The following is a 20,774-nucleotide window of genomic DNA, read 5'->3' as shown; positions in this document are numbered from 1 at the left end:
TACCATATTACTTACTGGTTAAATCATATTGCTCTAAAAATTTCGTGTTAAACTCACCAGAAACGAACTTTTCATGGTCAAGTAAACGAAGATGGAATGGGATTGTCGTATCAATTCCTTCGATTTCAAATTCTGATAGCGCTCGTTTCATTCTAGCTATTGCTTCCTCACGCGTAGCACCGTATGTAATGATTTTGGCTATCATGGAATCATAAAATGGCGATATTGTATAACCTGGATACGCAGCAGAATCGACGCGAACTCCTAAACCACCTGGTGGTAAATATTTTGTAATTTTACCCGGAGAAGGCATGAAGTTTTTACTCGGATTTTCAGCATTAATACGACATTCGATCGACCAACCATTAAATGTTATTTCATCTTGAGTTACTGATAAAGTTTTACCAGAAGCTACTAACAGTTGTTCTTTGATCAAGTCAATTCCCGTAACCATCTCTGTGACTGGGTGTTCCACTTGGATCCTTGTATTCATTTCCATAAAATAAAATTGACGATTACGGTAATCGTAGATAAATTCCACTGTTCCTGCTCCCGTATAATTGACAGCTTTCGCAGCAGCTACTGCTGCTTCTCCCATTTGATCTCTCATTTCTTGATCAAGAGCTGGTGATGGTGTTTCTTCTAGTAGCTTCTGAAGCCTCCTTTGAATACTACAGTCTCTTTCCCCTAAATGAACAACATTACCATAGTTATCCGCTAATACTTGAATTTCAACATGGCGGAAATCTTCGATGAATTTTTCAAGATATACCCCAGGGTTACCGAAAGCTGTTTCTGCTTCTTGTTGCGTAATTTGGATACCTTTTCTTAGTTCTACTTCATTACGAGCGACACGAATCCCTTTGCCGCCGCCGCCAGCTGTCGCCTTAATAATGACAGGATATCCGATTTCATTAGCTACCTTTAAACCTGCTTCAACATTCTCTATGATTCCTTTAGAACCAGGGACAATCGGTACATTGGCTTGTGCCATCGTTTCTCGAGCTACGTCCTTTGTTCCCATACGATTTATGGCTTCTGGACTCGGTCCCACAAATGTTACATTGCATGCTGAACATATTTCTGCAAAATCGGCATTTTCAGCTAAGAAACCATAACCAGGGTGAATTGCATCAACCTCAGTTAATGTAGCTACACTCATAATGTTTGTAAAGTTAAGGTAGCTCTTTGCAGAAGGAGTTGGACCAATACAAAATGCCTGGTCTGCTAGTCTGACATGAAGTGCATCTTTATCTGCTTCTGAGTAAACAGCAACCGTTTCTACTCCTAACTCTTTACATGCCCGAATAATTCGGACAGCTATTTCTCCTCGGTTAGCAATTAAAACCTTTTTTATCATTGTGAACTCTCCCTAATCTGGTTGGACAACAAATAAAGGTTGTCCATATTCTACTAATTCTCCATTTTGAACGAGTACTTCTACGATCTTTCCTTTAACTTCAGCTTCAAGTTCATTCATTAACTTCATCGCTTCAACAATACATACGATCGTAGTCTCATTTACTTGATCACCTGTTTTTACATATGGATCAGCATCTGGTGCTGGTGCAGCATAAAAAGTACCGACCATTGGCGAATTGATTGTTATATGTGTATCATTCAATTTAGCCTCTGGTTGAACAGGAGCTTCAGCTACTTTTTCATTACTAGTTACTACTTGCTCCTCAACTTGCTGTTGTATCGGTTGCTGAACAACCTCTTGTGTTCTTGGCGCTTCTACGATTGGCGCTGTATTCAATGGTTGGTCTGTATTTCTTTTAATCGTTAACTTTGTACCATCTTGTTCGATTTTTACTAAATCAATTGTAGACTTATCAATGACTTTAATAAGCTCTTTAATCTCTTGAATTTTTAACATTTTCTTTTATCCTTTCATAATAAAGCTAACATGTTTTATTTATTCATTTATTTCTTTTTCTTCTGTTTCTTTAACAACTACATCATTTTTGTATTGACGAAATACAGGAAACTCTGATAAGTTATCTGGAATTTTTCCATTTTCTAATAAGATCAGCTTTACAATATTTTTATTTCTTGCCATATGGTACTTTTCACCGTACTCATTTTCTTTCGAATAACGTTTAATGCTATCGTAATCCTCTTCTTGAATGGATACTGTATATGTATTTCCGCCTTCTGTTTCAAAATCCTGCACAAACCCTATTTCAAATTCTACAATCTGAATGTTATCATTTTTCAAATTGCGAGTTTGTTCTAATACTGCTTTTGCACCTTCTGTTAAATCATTCCATTCCACTTTCATCACCTCATAAAATCATACTAACATACGTTAAGGACCTCGATATTGACGTATTATACCACTTCATCGTTTCCTTCGCATTATAGTATAGCATGTTCCAAAAGAATAAGGATATAAACATTCAATAAGGTTATTTATTTTCAAGTTCACGGCTTTTATTTTCAACTCTGGGTCATTTATCGATTTCTCGACACCGAAAGATAAAATTCGACACTCTCGCTATTTCTTCTCTCCAACGCTAAATCCTTTCAATGCATCCATGGAAAGAAAAAAAAGAGGCTGACGTCAAATCAACCTCTTTCAGTCCTATTTTTTTGATGGTTGGTGTCCTACTACTACTAATTTTTCCCCTAATTGCTCATTTGCCATTAATAGAATTTCATTTGCCTGTTCCTTTGATAATTCATCTGCTTTTACAATAATCTTTACTTGATCCTCTTCTGTAAGTACTAATACATCTTCATAGCCTTTGGAGCGAATAAGTGTCTCAAGTAAATTTTCTTTTTGTTCTAATGCTAGTAAATCTTTTTGATCTGCTAATGCCTGCACTTTCACTTGAGCTGGAACATCTGCTTCGGCCATAATATTTGTATATTCCTCTAACATCTTACTACGTGATTCTTCTCGATCTAACCGAATTTCTGTAAAAAACTCGTCGCTATTAATAGCCGAAATCAGTTCTTCTTCCATATCACCTTCAGCCATAGTATCTTCTTCAATATTTACTGATACTTGCCCTGCATTTTCTTCATTCATCATTTCATTTATTTCTTCTTCCATCATCTCTTCATCCATATAAGCTAAATCAGTTGGGTTTTGACCTTGAGAAGTCATGTAATAAACAGATAATACAACGATTAAGCTAAGCATTGTTAACAACCAAACTGTTTGTTTCTTTAATACCATTTTTCTATTCCTCCTTTAATTTCTTAGGCATTACAGAGACTCGATGTGCTGGAACATCAAGGACTCTGCTTACAGCTTCTACAACCCTTGATTTGACTTGGATATTGTCAGTACCTTGGGCGACAACGAGAACCCCACGAATTTCTGGTTTTTGTTTTTTGACTAAAAGCGGTTCTTCACTATCTCCGTTACGGATAATGACGACCTGTTCATCTCTTGTTAAATCATCCACTTTTCTTGTTCCACCTTCGCGATCTGTCTCATCGGTTTTTTGATGCTTTGTACTAATATTTCGTTCATACACACTTTTTTCGGTTTCTGCTAAATTAATCATAATGGAAACGTCTGAAACGCCAATCATTTGTTCTAATACTTCTCTTAGTTGATTTTCATAACGAATTTCATAGTCTTCCATCGTCATAGGTCCAGAAGAACTGTTTCGTCCTAAAGCTGGCTCTGCTTTTTCATCTTCATCGTCATTAAACACTGGTTCGCTTGGTGGAGCACTATTGTCTTCTCCAATGAAATTTCCTAAAATCATGAGTCCAACACCTACACAAAGGATCATGATGACGTATTGGATCGTATTCTTTTTCTTTGGACTGCCTGCTTTTTGGTCAAACAGTTTTTTTAACCATTGCTTATCCCCTTTTTCACCTTTTTCCATATCACTGCTCCCCTCCTTCCCAGGCTAAAGAAATTTTATCTTTAGGAATCTGCCATTCATCTGCTAAAAATGATTGAATTGGTGCGACATTTATTACCATGTCTTCTCGAGGAGGTAATTCGTTTCGTGTATCGATGTTCACAACTTGCACGGCTTGAACGAGATCGCCTTTCTCTTCCTTGTCTGCTACTTCCTTAAGATGGACTATCACTTTGACAATCGCATCCTCAGCATGTTCAAAGGCAAATTCATCGAGAGTAATAAAAACACCGTCAATTTCTACATCAAATCTTACTACCAACTCCTCTTCTACTTTTCTCTTCAATTGGACAGCCATCTGTTCTGAAATATATGCACGTTGTCCTCTTTCTATTTCTATTTTCTTTCTTTCTATTGAATTTTCTAAAGATTTTTCTGATATACGTTCATTCGATGAAAAATTTGGCAAAATATCATTGATATCTTTGGAAAAAATAGAAAGTAACGGATTTAAAATAATTACAAGTAATAGTAACCCAACAACCATTTTGACATAGCGTTGCATATTGGAGTTCGGCAATAGGAGCTCTAAGATCGTAGCTAATAATATAAAAATTATGATGTTCGTTAGCCACTCTGTTAAAAAACTCATTTTCTATTTCACTCCTCACCGCATCATTAATGAGACATTTCCTGCAGCAATTATGATTGTTAAAGCTAAAAAGAACATGAGACATACTGTAGCGAGCGCAGCAAAAATGAAGATGACGGACTTTCCAATAATCGATAAACAATCAATAATTGGACCACCGCCGAGTGGTTGAAGTACAGCTGCTGCTACCGTGTAGATGATTGCCAGTGATAGAACCTTAAGCGCCGGAAAGGCACAAAGTAACAAGAGTATTGTTAATCCAGCTAGTCCAACTGTATTTTTTAATAGCACACTTGCACCCATCACTGTATCTGCTGCATCAGTAAACATTCTTCCAACGACAGGAACAAAATTCCCGGCTATAAACTTTGCGGTTCTTACGGTAATTCCATCCGTTACAGCAGAAGTTGCACCTTGCACAGAAATGACCCCTAAAAATACAGTTAAAAACACTCCTAAGATTCCAATACTAAAATTACGAAGAAAGTTTGCTAACTTAGTTACTTTATAATGATCACTTAGTGTACTTACAATACTCAATATCGCCGATAGAAATAATAGGGGCATCACAATATGCTGAATAAGTAATCCACTCGTATTTACTAAGAAGACAATTAATGGGTGGAATAACGCTACTGAAGTCACACTTCCAACAGCTGCCATAAGTGCTAATAATAGCGGCAATAAAGCAATCATAAAGTGTATCATATTACTGATTGCATCTGTTGCGTAAGTAATCGCAATATGAAAGCTGTTTAAAGCAATAACAATTAACACCATGTATGTGATTGCATAGGCAACCTTACTAATCGTATGTTGCTCAAAGGCATTTTGTAACGACTGCAGAACCATTGCAAAAATCGTAAGTAGAATAAGTGAGCCGAGTAGTTTTCCATTGACTAATAATTCATGTAGAAAAAATTTAATAAGTCCAGTAAACCATTCTTTAATTGAAAACTCTTTTTCACCTTTGACAAATTCCATAAAGCTTCCTTTTTGACTTTCTGGTAGAAAGCCTCCATATTCGGTCGCTATCTTGTTCCAATATTCCCTAACTTCATCGACTCCTAACTTTTCTAATTGATCCTCTACAAACGTTTGGTCTTCAATCGGTTCAGTTTCCGCAAAGACTTGAATTGGGGAGAATAATAGAAAAGCAAAAAAACAAGCGATTAAAAAGCGCATCTCTTCACCTCCTCATTTTTGATAGGAGATGCTTGTACAATCTATTTATCCTGGAATTAATGAAATAATCATTTCAATAATCGACGTAAGAATCGGTATAGCCATTACAAGAATTAATATTTTTCCTGCAAGCTCAATTTTCGAAGCGATCGCTGCTTGTCCAGCATCTTTAGCGATTTGTGCGCCAAATTCAGCGATATAAGCGATCCCAATAATTTTTAAGATCGTCTGCAAATAAACCATATTAATATTGGCATTTTTAGCAATATTCTCAAGCATTGAAATCACTTTTACAATTTCATCTATGACAAATAAGAAAATAAGAATGCCGACAAAGACCGTTAAAAGAAAAGCAAAGATTGGCTTTTGTTCTTTTACAACGAGAGCAAGGAAGACGGTGATGAGCCCTAAACCTACAATTTGAATGATTTCAATGGTCATCACCCCCCTACCCTTGAAATAAAAAGACACCTTTAATTTTTTGAAATAAATCATCTACGATTGAAGCAACCATATATAGTACAACAACAAATCCGATGAGGGTTACCCAATGCGCCCAATCCTCTTTTCCCATTTGTTTTAATACGGTATGGATCATGGCAACAACAATTCCAATTCCTGCGATTTGAAATATCATATTTACATCATATGCCACCGTTAAACCCTCCCTTATCCCTTAAAATACAGCCAAAGCGAATCTATAACATTAAGATAATAATGAGTAATCCTGTTAAGAAGCCAAGGCTTTTAATCATTTTTTCATATCGATTTTGGCGATCTCTAGCTTCACTTTCTTCACGTTCAAGATGATTGATTGTAAGTAAAATATGTTTTTGTTGGTTCGTACGATCATGTTGACCAAGTGTCGAACCAAATTGTTGCATAATTTCATATTCAGCATCACATAAAGCCGTAAGCTGCCATGTTTCTTTTAAACTTTCCTCCCAAGCCACCGGGACACTCTCTTCCTGATTTCGCAAGCGCTGAGCAAAACGAGAAAAGAAGTAAGACACAGGCTTTGGCATTTGTTTTGCTAAGTTATAACAGGCTTCAGCTAATGGGGTCATCCCATACATAATTTCAGCTTCCAAAGATTGAAGTGCAATTTTTAATTGTCTTAACTGGCGGGGACGTTCACTCAACCTTCTTGAAATTTCAAATCCAACCCAAGTCGTAGCCATTAAAATAATCATTGCACCTATAAGCTTCAAATAACGTTCACCACATCTTTCCGAAGCTGATTACGAATTCGCCTGATCGAGCCCGCCGAATTCCTTCTCGTTAGTTCAATACATCGATTAAATACATTGGCTTTCATTAACTTTGAAATCGTTGGTCTTTGATCTAATTCTTCCATATCGAAACCGTGAACAGTTGTAACGATTTTTACACCAGCATGAATCGCTTCCATGATCGCTACTGCATCTTCTTGTCTACCAATTTCATCTACGATTAACACATCAGGACTCATCGAACGAATCATCATCATCATCCCTTCCGCTTTTGGACACCCATCGAGGACATCAATTCGATGACCTAAATCGTGTTGTGGTACCCCTCGAACGCTTGCAGCGATTTCAGATCGTTCATCGACAACTCCAACTTTACTAGGAGGAATATTTAATTCTGGTACTCCACTACTGATAATTCGAGCAATATCTCTTAGTAATGTCGTTTTCCCTGTCTGAGGTGCACCTACTATTAACGTATTTTGCCACCCCTTTTGATATATGTGTGGTACGATTTTATTTGCAACACCTATCTTTTGACGAGCAATTCTAATATTGTAAGAACTAATATCTCTTAGTGCTTTCACCTGGCCCGCTTCAATAATAACTTTTCCCGCTAAACCAACTCGATGGCCTCCACGAATGGTTATAAACCCGCGCTTTAGCTCTTCTTCAAAGGCATATAACGAATATTGGCTCAATTGATTTAATAAGTGTTGACCATCTTCTGGTCGTATTTTATATACTTGGTTTCGAAACTCTGGATAATATGGTCTTCCATTTGCGATCACTTCTAACGGTCGGTTTACACGAATGCGAATTTCTTCGATATCTTTTTTTAATGAGTCTGGACATTGAGTAATAAGTTGAGTAATCGGTTCTGGTAAAACATCAAGAACTTCTTTCATATTTCTCTCTCCTTCATCCTCATTAAAAGTGGTGTTGCCGGGATTTTTTGAACTTTCTTTAAAAGCTAGTCTCAACCAAATGTATGCTTAAACTAGTTGTTTATTCCTTATCTTTTAATACCAATTAGAATTAACATTACTCCTAATCCAATAAGAATAAGCTTACTCACAGATAGTTTATCTGCTAACCCAATGAGTCCTATAGTCATCGTTGTTATTAAGACGAGCGGCCCTACAATTGCTAAAATGGCATTAACTGCGACAGCCTTTTCAATACTGTTGAATTTCAACATAAGACCAGCAGCAGAAAGCTCTATTAACCCTGAAATAACTCGTAAAAAAACCATTCCTAACAATGCTGTTTCAAATCCTGAAAAAAAACCTTTCATTTCATTCACCTCTAAGCTAAACTTCCTTTGTACAACCTTATGATAGGTTAGAGAAGTTCAGAACAGCTTGTTTATATGAAAATTAAGAAAAGCGGAAGGTGTCTGCTTATCGGCGACAAGCGCTGGAGGGCCAGCAATTAGTGTCTTGACTTTTAGACACGTTTGATGGACCGAAGCGACCTCGAGCCGATGACACCTGCAGCTAGACATCTTCGAAATTTTATACTCCCTTCTTTTTAAAAAAAAAGAAGCTGAACACATCCCGTGTCAACCTCTCCTTAACAACTTACATGCTTTGCTGACTTTGCCTGGAAATAATTCTTTCTAATAATTCTTCATCTTCCATCCATTCTTCAAACGATATTCGATCAGCACAAAACGAGCCAATTGGTTTTCCTTTTCTATACATTGACACACACATCATGTCATCAGAGTGAGCATAATATTCCACTTCAACACCATTAATTGTTTTTCTTTTACTAGATGTAGCGAGCTGATCAGAATGGTATCTTTTAACATGCTGCTCTGAAAGTTGTATAATTTCATCTTCCTCTAAATCCTCGAAAACCGTTCGATCAGAACAAAAAGCGCCTAATGGCTTTCCATCATAAGTGACTTCTACACAAATCACATCTTCAGAAAAGTCGTAAGCTTTAATAACAATTTGATCATTTAACCTGTAACGTTTCAGCCTATCCATTTTTGCTCACCACCCATATTTATTTGCAAAAACGCTTACTTACTAATATTCTATTCTTTGTAATATAGAAGTTCCTTTTTTATTTCAACTCCTATTATGTATTAACCCCTTTCCATAGATTAAGGGGTTTTTTATTTTGGCTGTTTTCGTAAACTTTGTTGCTTTTGGACCGTTTTTTGAAAATAAAATAGCCTTTTCAAGACAAATTCATTTGTCTGATCGGCTATTTTATTTTCAAAACCTTCACGCTATGCGTGAGGAGCCAAGCATTCGCTTGGCTTACGGTCCAAAAGCTAAAAGCAACAATCTTTGAGAAAAGAGCCTTTATTTTTAACATAAAAAAACAACCCAATGCTATTGCATCGGGCTGTCTATCGTAATTATGCACGAGAAACATAATCACCATTTCTAGTATCAATAATTAAAACATCACCTTGATTAATAAAAAATGGTACTTGAACAGTTAAGCCAGTTTCTAAAGTAGCAGGTTTTGTCCCTCCACTTGCAGTATCACCTTTAATTCCAGGCTCTGTTTCTGTAACTTCCAATTGTACTGTATTCGGAACTTCAACGCCTAAAATTTCTCCTTGATACGTCATAATATGAACTTCCATATTTTCTTTTAAAAATTTAAGCTCACGTTCAATTTGGGCTGAAGTTAATTCAATTTGCTCATATGATTCGTTATCCATGAATGTATGTGTATCACCACTCGCATATAAATATTGCATTTTGCGATTCTCGATATGAGCTTTAGAAACTTTTTCACCAGCACGGAACGTTTTTTCTTGAATTCCTCCAGTACGAATATTACGAAGTTTAGTTCTAACAAAGGCAGCGCCTTTCCCTGGCTTTACATGCTGGAATTCAAGTACTTGCCAAATTCCATTGTCTACTTCAATCGTTAACCCAGTTCTTAAATCATTTACAGAAATCATGTTTAAATCCTCCATCTTCATTCAATCAATTGTTTAAGTCCACTATAAAAATATACCACACATTCTAAAAAGGGGGCATAATTTATTCGCCAACAAATAGAAGTTCCTTAGTCGATTTTGTAAAAGAACGATTTCCATCTTCTGTGATTAAGGTGTCATCTTCTATTCGGGTCCCACCAACACCTGAGATATAAATTCCTGGTTCCACAGTAACGATCATCCCTGGCTCTAGCGTTATATCAGACTTCGTTGATAATGATGGACCTTCATGAACCTCCATACCTAAACCATGTCCTGTCGAATGGCCAAAGTATTCACCATACCCTTGTTCCGTTATATAATCACGTGTTAAAGCATCTGCTTGTTTTCCTGTGATCCCTGGTTTAATACCATTCATCCCTCTTTTTTGTGCTTCTAATACCGTATCATAAATTTTTCTGAGTTCGTCACTAATTTGCCCAACTGCTAAAGTACGAGTAATATCAGAACAATATCCTTGGTAATACGCACCAAAGTCTAGAGTCACAAGCTCTCCCTTCTCAATCACCTTTTGGCTAGCAACACCATGTGGAAGTGCAGACCGTACTCCAGAAGCAACAATGATATCAAACGAAGATGAAGCGGCTCCTTGTTTTCTCATAAAAAATTCAAGTTCATTCGCTACATCAAGTTCCGTTAGGCCAGGACGTATGTATTTAGTAATATGATCAAAAGCTGCATCTGCAATTTCTGCAGCTGTTGTAATAATTTGAATTTCACTTTCATCTTTAATTAATCGAAGCTTTTCGATAACACCACTTATAGGTACGAGCTTCCCTTCAATTTGCTTTTTATAAATTTCAAATGTTTGATATGTAGTGTGATCGCTTTCAAAACCTAAACGTTCAATACCCATCATCTTTGCTTGTTTAGCTACTTCATCAAAAATAGGTCCCGTATGTTGAACAACTTCAAAGCCAGTGGCTTGTGTTTGTGCTTGTTCAATGTATCGGAAGTCCGTAATAAACTTTGCTTCTTTCTCTGTTACTAATGCTACACCTGCAGTACCAGTAAAATTCGTTATATAACGACGGTTGTATGTACTAGTAACTAATATTCCATCAATTCCTTGCTCAGTAAATGTTGCACGTAATCTTTGTAAACGTTGCACTTATTTTCCCCCTTTGATGAGTGCTTGGATCGCAAGTTCATATCCAGTGAAGCCAAGACCAACAATCTGTCCTTTTGTAACAGGTGCTGTGACCGATGTATGTCGGAATTCTTCTCTTGCATGAACATTAGAAATATGTACTTCAATGACAGGTATTAGAACACTAGCAATGGCATCTCTAATTGCATAACTGTAGTGAGTAAATGCCCCTGGATTAATGATAATACCTGAATTTCCGTTATCAGAAGCTTCGTGAATCCACTCAATGATTTGACCTTCGTAATTTGATTGTTTACAAAGGACTTCACATCCTAGATTATTCCCATGTTCAACAAGTTTTTTCTCTAAGTCTGCTAACGTTTCATAGCCATAAATCTCTGGTTCTCGCTTTCCAAGTCGATTAATATTCGGTCCATTAATGACGAGAATTGATTTCATTGATTTTTCTCCTCTTTTTAAAATACTAATATATTGTTCTATTTGGTTTATTCTACCATAGGTCCTTCTTTTTTTGCTAATGAACCGATAACTAATTAAGATTGAACTCTTTTTACCTCCTGATATTCATAGGAAATTGAATAGCCAATAAAGACACCATATAACACATACAAACATATTGTAGTTATTATAGTGTTGGAATCTAAATTCGCTACACTTTTTAATCCCGGGAAAATTGGGTTTAATAAATAAAACACAATTAACCACAAGACAATCCCATACAATATACCAGGCCATAGACTGTTAAACCTTTCAAATAAAAGCTTATAAATAAACGCGACAAGTACCGATAACAGTCCGATTACGATAATTCCAACAATTTGTCCTATATAGCCGTTTTTCCAATCTCCTAACGCCCATGGCATTAATACGAGAGCAGGACCGATTCGTGCAAAGTTAAAAAAGAATGCAATATAACCTAGAGTACTCCACAGTAATCCACCGAAAATACCAATCGTCGCTATTTTAGCATTATATGACATTGGTTCATCTTTTCTGCTTTGTTCTAATGTCTGTTGATTATCCATTGTACGACACCTCCAACCCTAGTATGTCCATCTTTTTCTAATGTTTTCATTTATTTTAGATTGGATAACTTTAGAAATTTTCTAGAAATATGTGTAAATTTAAAAATTTAGGGGAAATCTATAAACAAGGAAGATATCATTAGAGGAATTATGGACATTGTTGTAGAATATAAATAAAAAAATACATTATACATTTTTTTATAGTTTTAGCAAAACACTATTTAATTATTTATAGTACTTGTAAGATATATAACCCCTGCTAATGGAGGCCAAGCTATAGAAATAACGGTGTAAGATTAAGAAAAGCGCAAGCGCCCGTTTAGCGGCGTACGGACTAGTCTCGGCCGCAGGAGATAAAGGAAACACGATGAACGTTAGTGAAGCGATGTTGACTTATCGTACGGAGGTGAAGGAAGTCTCGCTAGACGCTGGGTGCTTACGCTAGACATCCTCGAAATTTAAACTTTCTTATTCTTAAAAAAAGAAGTTAAAGATTTATTTTGAAAGACAACTTTTGCTAATTCTTTGGAGGTGAGCCCAATGTCTCGTAAAATGTACAATCCTCTTGTTTTAATTCTGATTGGATTAGCAGTGTTTGGTTTCTTTTACAGACTCATTACACAACCAATGCAATTGTTAAGTCAGATCTTTATTTTTGCTGCAATTGCTGCTATTCTATTTTTCTTGTATAAACGCTTTGTCGCAAAGCAATTCGGAGTGGAAGGGACCTCTCACCGTCCAAAACAACAGATCAAAAATAAATTAAAGAAAACGACCAATGTGATACCACACCGAAAGAAAGTTGGACAAAAAAAGTCAGCTAATCGTACGCTAAATAAACGTAGTTCAGCACCTAATTTAACAGTGATTGAGGGAAAAAAAGGAAAGAAAAAAAATCGTGCACTGTTTTAAGCTGCACGATTTTTTCATTCTAGTCCAGGATATGTTTTCTCATATCTTTTAAGAAGGCTGTTTTCGTAAACTTTGTTGCTTTTGGACCGTTTTTTGAAAATAAAATAGCCTTTTCAAGACAAATTCATTTGTCTGAACGGCTATTTTATTTTCAAAACCTTAACGCTATGCGTGAAGAGCCAAGCATCCGCTTGGCTTACGGTCCAAAAGCTAAAAGCAACAATCTTTGAGAAAAGAGCCTTTAAGAAAAAAAGTATTGCTTTAATTTCATGTTAATGAAAGGAGTCCAATTATGTTTGAATCCAACTTTCTCACCTGGTTATTATCATTAGAACATCCTATCCTTCAATTTCTTATTACCTTTGTTCAATTGATTAGTCATGAATATGTCTATTTCATTGTCATTCCTATTATTTACTGGGCGATTCATAAGCAAACTGGTTTTCAGCTTTTATCTTTATTTTTATTTTCAATGTATGTCAACAACTTTATTAAAGATATTTTTATGATTGAACGTCCTACCTCTTCATTACAATTAAATAATAGCTATTCGTTCCCGAGTGGACACACACAGGCTGCAGCTACTTTCTGGGGTTACCTCATTCCCGCAGTAGCAAAACAGTGGTTTACTTTGCTTGCCTGCTTTATTATTGCTTTCGTTGCATTTTCTCGTTTATATACGGGCGCTCACTGGCCAATCGACATCATCGGAGCGATATTTATCGGTATTTTTCTCGTTTTTGCTAGTTATCGATCATTAGATTGGTCAGGTGGAATGCCAGAACGAATTAAAATATCACTTTGGATTTTCATACCCATCGCTCTTTTTGTTTTATCTCCGGCACAAGCTTTTTTTAGTGGCTTATTACTCGGATCAGGGATTGGGTATCAGTTAGAGCAAACCAAAAACCGGATGGACATAAAAGTTTCTCTACTCCAAAAAATAATCGCTATTATTATTGGGATAATGGGCATTGTTGCAGTTCAAACGGTAGAAACATATTTGCCGGATCACGTCTTCGCTGAATTTATCCATGCAACCGGATTAGGCTTATGGATTACGTATATAGCACCACTACTGTTTGTAAGCTTGAAAATATATAAGCAGCAAGGAACTAAAATAGGATGATAGTCTTTAGAATCAATACACCCACTTTTTTAAAAACTTTTCCGTTCGCTCTCTTCCTAATCGAATGAGAGCATCTTTTTTTTCTTCGGGTAAATCAAAATCTGTAACCTTTACATCCGTTACTGGGATAAAAACAATATTTTTTGCGTGCTCTTCAACAATATACCTGACATCATGAGCTTTACGCATTGTCTCAAATAACGACTGAAACATATCGATTGCATTGTTAATTTCATTTGGTGGAATTTCATCAATATTAGGCGTTAATCTAAACCCTAATACAGGACGAGTTAAATTTTGATCACCATCTTTCATAAATACCCATAACGGAAAGTTACTAAGGACCCCTCCATCAACAATATATGACTTTTTACCTGACGGGTTATATACTTTTACCGGTTCAAAAAAATAAGGAATACTACTACTCATCCTCACGGCCCTTGCGATAGAAAATTTTTCTGGGATAAGTCCATAACTAGGTAAATCATCTGGAAGAACAACGATCCGTCCTTTAGATAAATCAGAAGCAATGATCTTTAAAGAATCTGCAGGAAGGTCAGCAAAAGTTTTCACTCCTTTTTTAGCTAACTTTTCATCTATCCATTGTTCTAATTGATCTCCCTTATACATACCTAATTTAAAATATAGCTGTACCCATTTCATCCATTTATAAGGTAAAAATGTCTTTCTTCCATCCATAAACTTAGCAGCATTCAACTCATTCATTAAGTCCATTAGCTCATGACTTGTATATCCCGCTTTTAATAGTGCAGAAAATAGCGCACCTGCACTTGTACCAGCTAGCCGCTCAAAACTATACCCTCTTTCTTCGAGAACTTGTGTTGCTCCAATAAATGCAAATGCACGGACGCCACCTCCTGCGAACACACCATCAATTTTCATCAACCTCTCCTCCTTCTCACTTTTAAAATATGTGAAATGAGTCTAAGGAGGTACATTTGTTGATGAATTTTTTATTTTAAATCGGTAACAAACGGTTAATGCTAATTCCACTGAAACATTTTTACCTCTAACAAGAAAAGCGCAAGCGCCCGTTTACCGGTGTATGGACTGGAGCCCCACCGAATGAGATAAAGGAAACACGGCGAGTGCTAACGAGCCGATGTTGACTTATCGTAAGGAGGAGGAGCGAAGTCCACTAGACGCTGGACGCTGCAGCTAGACAAGAAAAGCGCAAGCGCCCGTTTACCGGCGTATGGACTGGAGCCCCACCGAATGAGATAAAGGAAACACGGAGTAGCGCTAGCGATCCGATGTTGACTTATCGTACGGCGGTGAGGGAAGTCTCGCTAGTTGGTGGGCGCTGCAGCTAGACAAGAAAAGCGGAAGGTGTCTGCTTATCGGTGACAAGCGCTGGAGGGCCAGCAATTAGTGTCTTGACTTTTAGACACGTTGGATGGACCGAAGCGACCTCGAGCCGATGACACCTGCAGCTAGACATCCTCGAAATTTCTTATTCTTAAAAAAAAACAACCACAACATATTTGTTATGATTGTTCCTCATTTTTCTTTTGAACTTCTCTAAGTTGATTTACCCGGTTTTCATCCTCTTGAAAATATTGAACGAGGTCGCCAATTCGATCGATAGCATCCCAGCTTAAATGATGTTCGATTCCTTCGACATCAACATATATATTTTCATTTGTTACTCCTATGATTTTCATAAAATCCTCTAATAAGTCATGCCGATACACTAACCGTTTACCAATTTTTTTTCCTTTAGGTGTCAATATCAATCCACGATATTTTTCATATATTAAATATTCGCTCTTGTCTAATTTTTGAACCATCTTTGTGACGGAAGACGGATGAACTTCCAATGCCTCTGCAATATCTGATACTCTGGCATATCCTTTATCTTCGATTAGCATATATATTCGTTCTAAGTAATCTTCCATACTTGGTGTTGGCATTGGTTCTCCTCCACTCCATTCGTCTCATTCCATTAAGTCTATCCTATATTTTACTATAAGTAATGTATGACAACAATATGTAATGCGTGTATTTGCAAAACAAAAGACCGACTCATTTTCAAGTGTCTGACGAAATAGTAATAGTTTTTCCCTTTACCTTTAGGTAGGAAACACGTTATCGACTAATCGTGTCAAACACTTTTGAGAGTCGGCCTTGATTAAAATCATTTTTGAACTAATGATCTGTTAAAGTAAGCTAAGTTTTATCCCTTAACGATTTGACCTTATAAACCACACTTTAGTTGTGCTCCACAACTCGTACAAGTATTGCAACCACCTAGGTCTTCAACTGTACCTTCACGACATACCGGGCATTTATCGCCAACTTCAGAACCGAATGTTACTTTTGTTGAACGAAGGTCTGCAATCGTGTCTACTAAAACAACGGGTTGCTTTTGTTTTGGTTCTTTGCTATCAAAAGATGAATCATCAAACGTATTTTCTTCTGCGCTTAACGTAAGTACTTGAGCATCTCGACTTCCATCTACATAAACTGTACCGCCTTTAGCGCCACCATTGTATAAACGTTCGTATACTTTTTGTACTTGTTCTACGGTGTAGCCTCTCGGTGCATTTACCGTTTTAGATAGAGAACTATCTACCCAGCGCTGGATGACACATTGAACATCCGCATGTGCTTCAGGCGTTAATTCCATTGATGAAATGAACCATTCTGGTAGTTTATCTTTTGTTACATCTTCATGGCTGTTTAAATATTCCTGAACGATTTCTGCATTGACCTCAATGAACTTACCTAATCGCCCACTGCGATAGTATGAAAAAGAGAAATATGGCTCAAGTCCCGTTGATACACCAACCATTGTTCCCGTTGACCCTGTTGGAGCAACTGTTAACAAATGAGAATTACGGATGCCATGTTCTAAGATACCTTGTCGAATATCTTCAGGCATTTTCTTCATATACCCTGTATTTATAAATGCTTCTCTTAAAGCGACTGTATCTTCATACGTCTCGCCGACTAAAAATGGGAAGCTTCCTTTTTCTTTCGCAAGTTCGATACTTGTACGATAAGCGGTCGTCGCAATCGTTTCAAAAATTTGATCTACTAATTTGTTTCCTTCTTCAGAACCATATACTGTTTCACAATAAATGAGTAAGTCATGTAGTCCCATAACCCCTAAGCCAACACGACGTTCACCTTTAGCTTGCTTTGTATTTTGCTCTAAGAAGTATGGAGTAGCATCAATGACATTATCTTGCATACGAACTCCAACTTCGACGGTTTGTTTCAACTGTTCAAAGTCAACAACTTTATTTTCCTTATCAGCCATTTCAGCTAAGTTAATCGCAGCTAAGTTACAAACTGAAAATGGCGCGAGTGGTTGTTCCAATATTGTTATCCTATCGGCTTTTTATCCAATAGTTCTTACAGTTCGTTTCCTGTAAGTTCAGCATACCTTTTCATTACACGTCTTTTGATATTTCCTTCATAAATTTTATAAGCTCTTTTCTTCCTCGATCTTCTCAAAATACGGCTTTTGATATTACTCGAAAATCTTTAACAAAATACCATCTCTCTATTTCTTCTACCAATGGTTTAATGGTCGTTTTGCATTTCTGGATTTGATCTCAACAATTTTTGTTATTTTTCCATATTCATTATAAAAGAAGAAGTCAGGCTTATAAATTTTATATCCTATATCAAATTTCTTATCTTCATATCCCCAAGGTATAGATTGAAATTCAAGGTATTTTGCATATGCATATTCATAAGAACTTCTCAAAAAGTGTCCTTTATAATAACCTGCATAACCTCTATTCATCATATTCACCACTTTTTTTGGGGAGGATGTGTGTAATGCTGCGGCCTCTTGGATGGATTATATTCTCTAATTAGAGTTTCACCATCTATGCGTTGCCCCTGACTAAAGTTTTACGTTTAGCCTTCGGTTCGGGTTGCCATCTCAGGTTTTCCCGCTTTATTCCGCAGTTTTTTACGTGAGGCAAATTACGCTACTCTACCACACGGATTCGTTGCTACTACCTTTTGACCATATGCTTTTGCATTTGTCATGTCATTAGCATTGTCAATAAAGAAAATACCTGGTTCAGCAGAATATGTTGCACAAATGTTAATTAAGTTCCATAATTCTTTAGCTTTAATTGTGCGATATGTTCTTACTTTAAACCCGCGTTTTTCCCACTCACGTACATCTCCATACTCATGCCATTCTTTATTGTAGATTTCCATTTCTTCATCTGTATAGTTTTCTACATCAGGAAAGCGTAATGGATAATTAGCATCGTTTTCTACAGCTTCCATGAATTCTTTCGTTAAACATACTGAAATGTTAGCACCGGTTAAAAACTCTGAGTTATTTACAGTATACGTTCCACCAAGAGCCAGCTTTTCTTCAGCTTCTTTAATCACTTTATTGTCAAAACCACCTTGACCTTCGACATTTTTAAAGTTTACAATACCTTGATACATCGCTTGGTCAACGTCTGAAAGTGGATTGAATTTTAATTTGTCTTTTACTAACTTTTTAATTTGGTCATCTTTTGTATTTTCTAATAAGAAACGTAAAATACGTGGATTTTGCATTTTCGAAATAATAAATTCCAGAATATCAGGGTGCCAATCTGAAAGCATAATCATCTGAGCTCCACGTCTTGAACCACCTTGCTCGACTAAATGCGTTAACTTCGCAATATCATCTAACCAAGATACTGAACCTGAAGATTTACCATTTACCCCTCTTGCTAAAGTATTACGAGGTCTTAGTGTGGATCCGTTTGTTCCAACCCCGCCACCGCGACTCATAATCTCCATCACTTGTTTACGGTGTTCAGAAATACCTTCTCTTGAGTCTTTTACATATGGCATGACATAACAGTTAAAGTATGTCACGTCTGTTCCAGCGCCGGCACCATATAAAACTCGTCCTGCTGGGATAAAATTCATATGAACTAGCTCATGATAAAATTTTTCAAACGTTTCTTGGCGCTTTTTCTCATCTACCTCAACAGAGGCTAAACCAGTAGCTACACGCTTCGCTATTTGTTCATAATAAATTTCTAGTGGTTTTTCAATTGTATCTAATGAGCGCTCGACGATGCCCGTTTTTATCTCGGTTGGTTCATCTAAAACACCATGAAATTCTTCGTCGACAAGGACTTTAGCTTTATTAGCTTCTCGATCAATTTCGAGAATAAAACCAAAACCTCTCGCTGGGAATTTAGGGTCATCTTTCACTGTTAGTACGACGAAGTCGCCCTCTTTAAGTGTTTTCTTTTCTGTGTCTTTAAATGTGTAACGATCGAGCATTACAAGTCTTGAAACACCTTTCTTTGTAATGTTCATGTTCTCTGTGATTGGATGAACCTGAGGAAACCTCTTAATATCATCATTCAGCCTTTCAACGTTGATCGTCATCACCTTCGACATCATCATCGTCATATGAATAGCTCCTCTCTCTTGTATCTAATCTATTGTTCTTCTGCAATACATGTTGTATGTAGCAAAGTAGTCTAACGTTTTGAAAAGTTACCAACAATTTCTTGCTTATTGGTAACTTGGTCAAGCGTAACATAAAAAATATCCCAAATCAATATATAGTGTGCTAAAGATTAAAATATATACTATATATTGTGAAACTAGTCATCCATACCTCTTGTTTGTCAATGTTAAAAGAAATGAAAGAAAAAGAGATATTTCGAGAAATAGGTTAATTTCCTTCTTAAATTCGACGTAATTAAACAATTTTCTTTGTTGCATTTTAGTAATGGTAAAAAAGGTTGAATTATAGCCAATTTAACAATACATTAACAATTTTTAGGTAAAAATACCTAGAGAATCTCACAAGTGTAAATGATAAATTGGAGTACAAGGCATCTGATTTAAGGAGGATAAAAAATTTATGGACTACGTTCTTTACCAAAATAGTATTATACCAAAAGATCAGCTAAAAATAGAAATGGAAGATAGAGGATATATGTTTGGAGATGGTATTTATGAAGTCGTGCGTGTATATAACGGCGTTCCTTTTACGATGCAAGAACATTTAGAACGCTTCGAACAAAGTGCGGCTGCACTAGATATGTCTGTTCCATATCATACAGCTAAAATAACAGAACTCATTCAATCCTTAATACAAAAAAATAATATGAATAGCGGTATCGTTTACTTCCAGCTGACTAGAGGCATTCAACCTCGCAATCATTTATACTCAAGAGAGATTGAACCTGTCCTAAGTGGTTTTTCAAAGCCTTTAGAAACAAATATAGAATGGCAACAAAATGGGATTGATACATGGATGACAAAAGATATCCGCTGGCTTCGATGTGATATTAAAACCATTAATCTACTAGGAAACATAATGGTTAAAAGAGAAGCCAGTGATCAAGACTGCCATGAAGCACTTCAACATAGAGATGGAATCGTCACAGAAGGCTCGTCTTCAAATTTATTTTTGGTAAAAGAAAACGTCATTTTTACCCACCCTGCAACGAATTTAATTCTCAATGGAATTACAAGAAGAGTTGTTCTTCGATTAGCTGACGAAATTGGGGCATTACTAAAGGAAAAACAATTCACTTTAGAGGATTTAAAACAAGCTGATGAAGTCTTTATCACCAGTACGACAATGGAAATTACTCCAGTTCGATCTATTAAAGGAGATATTACCACTTCTTTCGACATTGGACCGTGGACAAAGAAATTACAAGAAGCATTTACAAACTATCGAAATAAGCAGCAGTAAACACTG

The 20,774-nt window shown here is 36.5% G+C and carries 24 protein-coding genes and 2 pseudogenes; 4 read left to right on the top strand and 22 right to left on the bottom strand.

The window, feature by feature from the left end; all coding sequences use genetic code 11:
- Positions 1-7: 7 nt before the first annotated feature.
- From accC to J0N78_RS10855, 13 genes are all read right to left on the bottom strand, one after another.
- A complete protein-coding gene (accC, locus tag J0N78_RS10915; RefSeq protein ID WP_209123089.1) occupies positions 8-1,360 on the bottom strand; it encodes an acetyl-CoA carboxylase biotin carboxylase subunit in 1,353 nt (450 codons plus the stop codon).
- Positions 1,361-1,372: 12 nt separating this feature from the next.
- Complete coding sequence (gene accB, locus J0N78_RS10910) at positions 1,373-1,879, bottom strand: acetyl-CoA carboxylase biotin carboxyl carrier protein (RefSeq protein ID WP_209123088.1); 507 nt, start codon at positions 1,877-1,879, stop codon at positions 1,373-1,375.
- A 39-nt stretch (positions 1,880-1,918) separates the two neighbouring features.
- On the bottom strand, positions 1,919-2,278 hold the full coding sequence (locus tag J0N78_RS10905) for a hypothetical protein (protein ID WP_209123087.1): 360 nt from the start codon (positions 2,276-2,278) through the stop codon (positions 1,919-1,921).
- Positions 2,279-2,587: 309 nt separating this feature from the next.
- Positions 2,588-3,187, bottom strand: a complete 600-nt coding sequence (locus tag J0N78_RS10900; protein WP_209123086.1) for a SpoIIIAH-like family protein — start codon at positions 3,185-3,187, stop codon at positions 2,588-2,590.
- A 4-nt stretch (positions 3,188-3,191) separates the two neighbouring features.
- Positions 3,192-3,854, bottom strand: coding sequence for a stage III sporulation protein AG (spoIIIAG, locus tag J0N78_RS10895; RefSeq protein ID WP_209123085.1), 663 nt, complete (start codon positions 3,852-3,854; stop codon positions 3,192-3,194).
- 1 nt (position 3,855) lies between these two features.
- Positions 3,856-4,485, bottom strand: coding sequence for a stage III sporulation protein AF (spoIIIAF, locus tag J0N78_RS10890; RefSeq protein WP_209123084.1), 630 nt, complete (start codon positions 4,483-4,485; stop codon positions 3,856-3,858).
- Positions 4,486-4,500: 15 nt separating this feature from the next.
- Positions 4,501-5,670 carry a stage III sporulation protein AE gene (gene spoIIIAE, locus J0N78_RS10885; protein WP_209123083.1) on the bottom strand — a complete coding sequence of 390 codons (1,170 nt, stop codon included), beginning with the start codon at positions 5,668-5,670 and terminating at the stop codon, positions 4,501-4,503.
- A 45-nt stretch (positions 5,671-5,715) separates the two neighbouring features.
- The gene (gene spoIIIAD, locus J0N78_RS10880) at positions 5,716-6,111 is read right to left on the bottom strand and encodes a stage III sporulation protein AD (RefSeq protein WP_209123082.1); all 396 of its coding nucleotides are present in this window, start codon (positions 6,109-6,111) and stop codon (positions 5,716-5,718) included.
- Between the two features lie 7 nt (positions 6,112-6,118).
- Positions 6,119-6,325 (bottom strand): stage III sporulation protein AC, encoded by a 207-nt coding sequence (gene spoIIIAC, locus J0N78_RS10875; protein ID WP_209123081.1) that lies wholly within the window; start codon positions 6,323-6,325, stop codon positions 6,119-6,121.
- Positions 6,326-6,368: 43 nt separating this feature from the next.
- Positions 6,369-6,881, bottom strand: a complete 513-nt coding sequence (gene spoIIIAB, locus J0N78_RS10870) for a stage III sporulation protein SpoIIIAB (RefSeq protein WP_209123080.1) — start codon at positions 6,879-6,881, stop codon at positions 6,369-6,371.
- Positions 6,878-7,807 carry a stage III sporulation protein AA gene (gene spoIIIAA, locus J0N78_RS10865; RefSeq protein ID WP_209123079.1) on the bottom strand — a complete coding sequence of 310 codons (930 nt, stop codon included), beginning with the start codon at positions 7,805-7,807 and terminating at the stop codon, positions 6,878-6,880. The genes spoIIIAB and spoIIIAA overlap by 4 nt, the downstream gene beginning before the upstream one ends.
- Before the next feature lie 107 nt (positions 7,808-7,914).
- Complete coding sequence (locus J0N78_RS10860) at positions 7,915-8,196, bottom strand: YqhV family protein (protein ID WP_209123078.1); 282 nt, start codon at positions 8,194-8,196, stop codon at positions 7,915-7,917.
- 286 nt (positions 8,197-8,482) lie between these two features.
- Positions 8,483-8,896, bottom strand: a complete 414-nt coding sequence (locus tag J0N78_RS10855; RefSeq protein WP_209123077.1) for a hypothetical protein — start codon at positions 8,894-8,896, stop codon at positions 8,483-8,485.
- Between the two features lie 136 nt (positions 8,897-9,032).
- Between J0N78_RS10855 and J0N78_RS10850 the strand changes: the two genes are divergently transcribed.
- Positions 9,033-9,209, top strand: a complete 177-nt coding sequence (locus tag J0N78_RS10850) for a hypothetical protein (protein ID WP_209123076.1) — start codon at positions 9,033-9,035, stop codon at positions 9,207-9,209.
- Positions 9,210-9,276: 67 nt separating this feature from the next.
- On the opposite strand, the gene efp is transcribed toward J0N78_RS10850, so the two are convergent.
- The 4 genes from efp to J0N78_RS10830 all read right to left on the bottom strand — a co-directional run bounded on the left by efp (position 9,277) and on the right by J0N78_RS10830 (position 12,009).
- Positions 9,277-9,834: an elongation factor P gene (gene efp, locus J0N78_RS10845; RefSeq protein WP_209123075.1), complete on the bottom strand. Its 558-nt coding sequence runs from the start codon at positions 9,832-9,834 to the stop codon at positions 9,277-9,279.
- 82 nt (positions 9,835-9,916) lie between these two features.
- Entirely contained in the window at positions 9,917-10,984 is a 1,068-nt protein-coding gene (locus tag J0N78_RS10840; protein ID WP_209123074.1) for a M24 family metallopeptidase, read from the bottom strand.
- The gene (gene aroQ, locus J0N78_RS10835; protein WP_209123073.1) at positions 10,985-11,422 is read right to left on the bottom strand and encodes a type II 3-dehydroquinate dehydratase; all 438 of its coding nucleotides are present in this window, start codon (positions 11,420-11,422) and stop codon (positions 10,985-10,987) included.
- Positions 11,423-11,517: 95 nt separating this feature from the next.
- Complete coding sequence (locus tag J0N78_RS10830; RefSeq protein ID WP_209123072.1) at positions 11,518-12,009, bottom strand: YqhR family membrane protein; 492 nt, start codon at positions 12,007-12,009, stop codon at positions 11,518-11,520.
- A 540-nt stretch (positions 12,010-12,549) separates the two neighbouring features.
- Here J0N78_RS10830 and J0N78_RS10825 point away from each other — a divergent pair.
- Positions 12,550-12,921, top strand: coding sequence for an SA1362 family protein (locus J0N78_RS10825; protein WP_209123071.1), 372 nt, complete (start codon positions 12,550-12,552; stop codon positions 12,919-12,921).
- Positions 12,922-13,213: 292 nt separating this feature from the next.
- Entirely contained in the window at positions 13,214-14,050 is an 837-nt protein-coding gene (locus tag J0N78_RS10820; RefSeq protein WP_209123070.1) for a phosphatase PAP2 family protein, read from the top strand.
- Between the two features lie 12 nt (positions 14,051-14,062).
- Here J0N78_RS10820 and J0N78_RS10815 read toward each other — a convergent pair whose 3' ends face one another.
- The 5 genes and pseudogenes from J0N78_RS10815 to J0N78_RS10795 all read right to left on the bottom strand — a co-directional run.
- A complete protein-coding gene (locus J0N78_RS10815) occupies positions 14,063-14,953 on the bottom strand; it encodes a patatin-like phospholipase family protein (RefSeq protein WP_209123069.1) in 891 nt (296 codons plus the stop codon).
- A 605-nt stretch (positions 14,954-15,558) separates the two neighbouring features.
- The gene (gene mntR / locus J0N78_RS10810) at positions 15,559-15,984 is read right to left on the bottom strand and encodes a transcriptional regulator MntR (RefSeq protein WP_209123068.1); all 426 of its coding nucleotides are present in this window, start codon (positions 15,982-15,984) and stop codon (positions 15,559-15,561) included.
- Between the two features lie 284 nt (positions 15,985-16,268).
- Positions 16,269-17,393 (bottom strand): annotated as a pseudogene (locus J0N78_RS10805) (vitamin B12-dependent ribonucleotide reductase); the annotation flags it as partial.
- Between the two features lie 198 nt (positions 17,394-17,591).
- Positions 17,592-17,828 (bottom strand): PDDEXK family nuclease, encoded by a 237-nt coding sequence (locus tag J0N78_RS10800; RefSeq protein WP_209123066.1) that lies wholly within the window; start codon positions 17,826-17,828, stop codon positions 17,592-17,594.
- 200 nt (positions 17,829-18,028) lie between these two features.
- Positions 18,029-19,465, bottom strand: a pseudogene (locus tag J0N78_RS10795) (vitamin B12-dependent ribonucleotide reductase); the annotation flags it as partial.
- A 460-nt stretch (positions 19,466-19,925) separates the two neighbouring features.
- Here J0N78_RS10795 and dat point away from each other — a divergent pair.
- On the top strand, positions 19,926-20,768 hold the full coding sequence (gene dat, locus J0N78_RS10790; protein ID WP_209123064.1) for a D-amino-acid transaminase: 843 nt from the start codon (positions 19,926-19,928) through the stop codon (positions 20,766-20,768).
- Positions 20,769-20,774 lie beyond the last annotated feature (6 nt).

Origin of the sequence: Alkalihalobacillus sp. BA299 (assembly GCF_017745675.1) — a bacterium.
Classification (GTDB): Bacteria; Bacillota; Bacilli; order Bacillales; family Bacillaceae_F; genus Alkalihalobacterium.
Note: the sequence above shows the minus strand (reverse complement) of the source record. Positions and strands in the feature narration are given on the sequence as shown.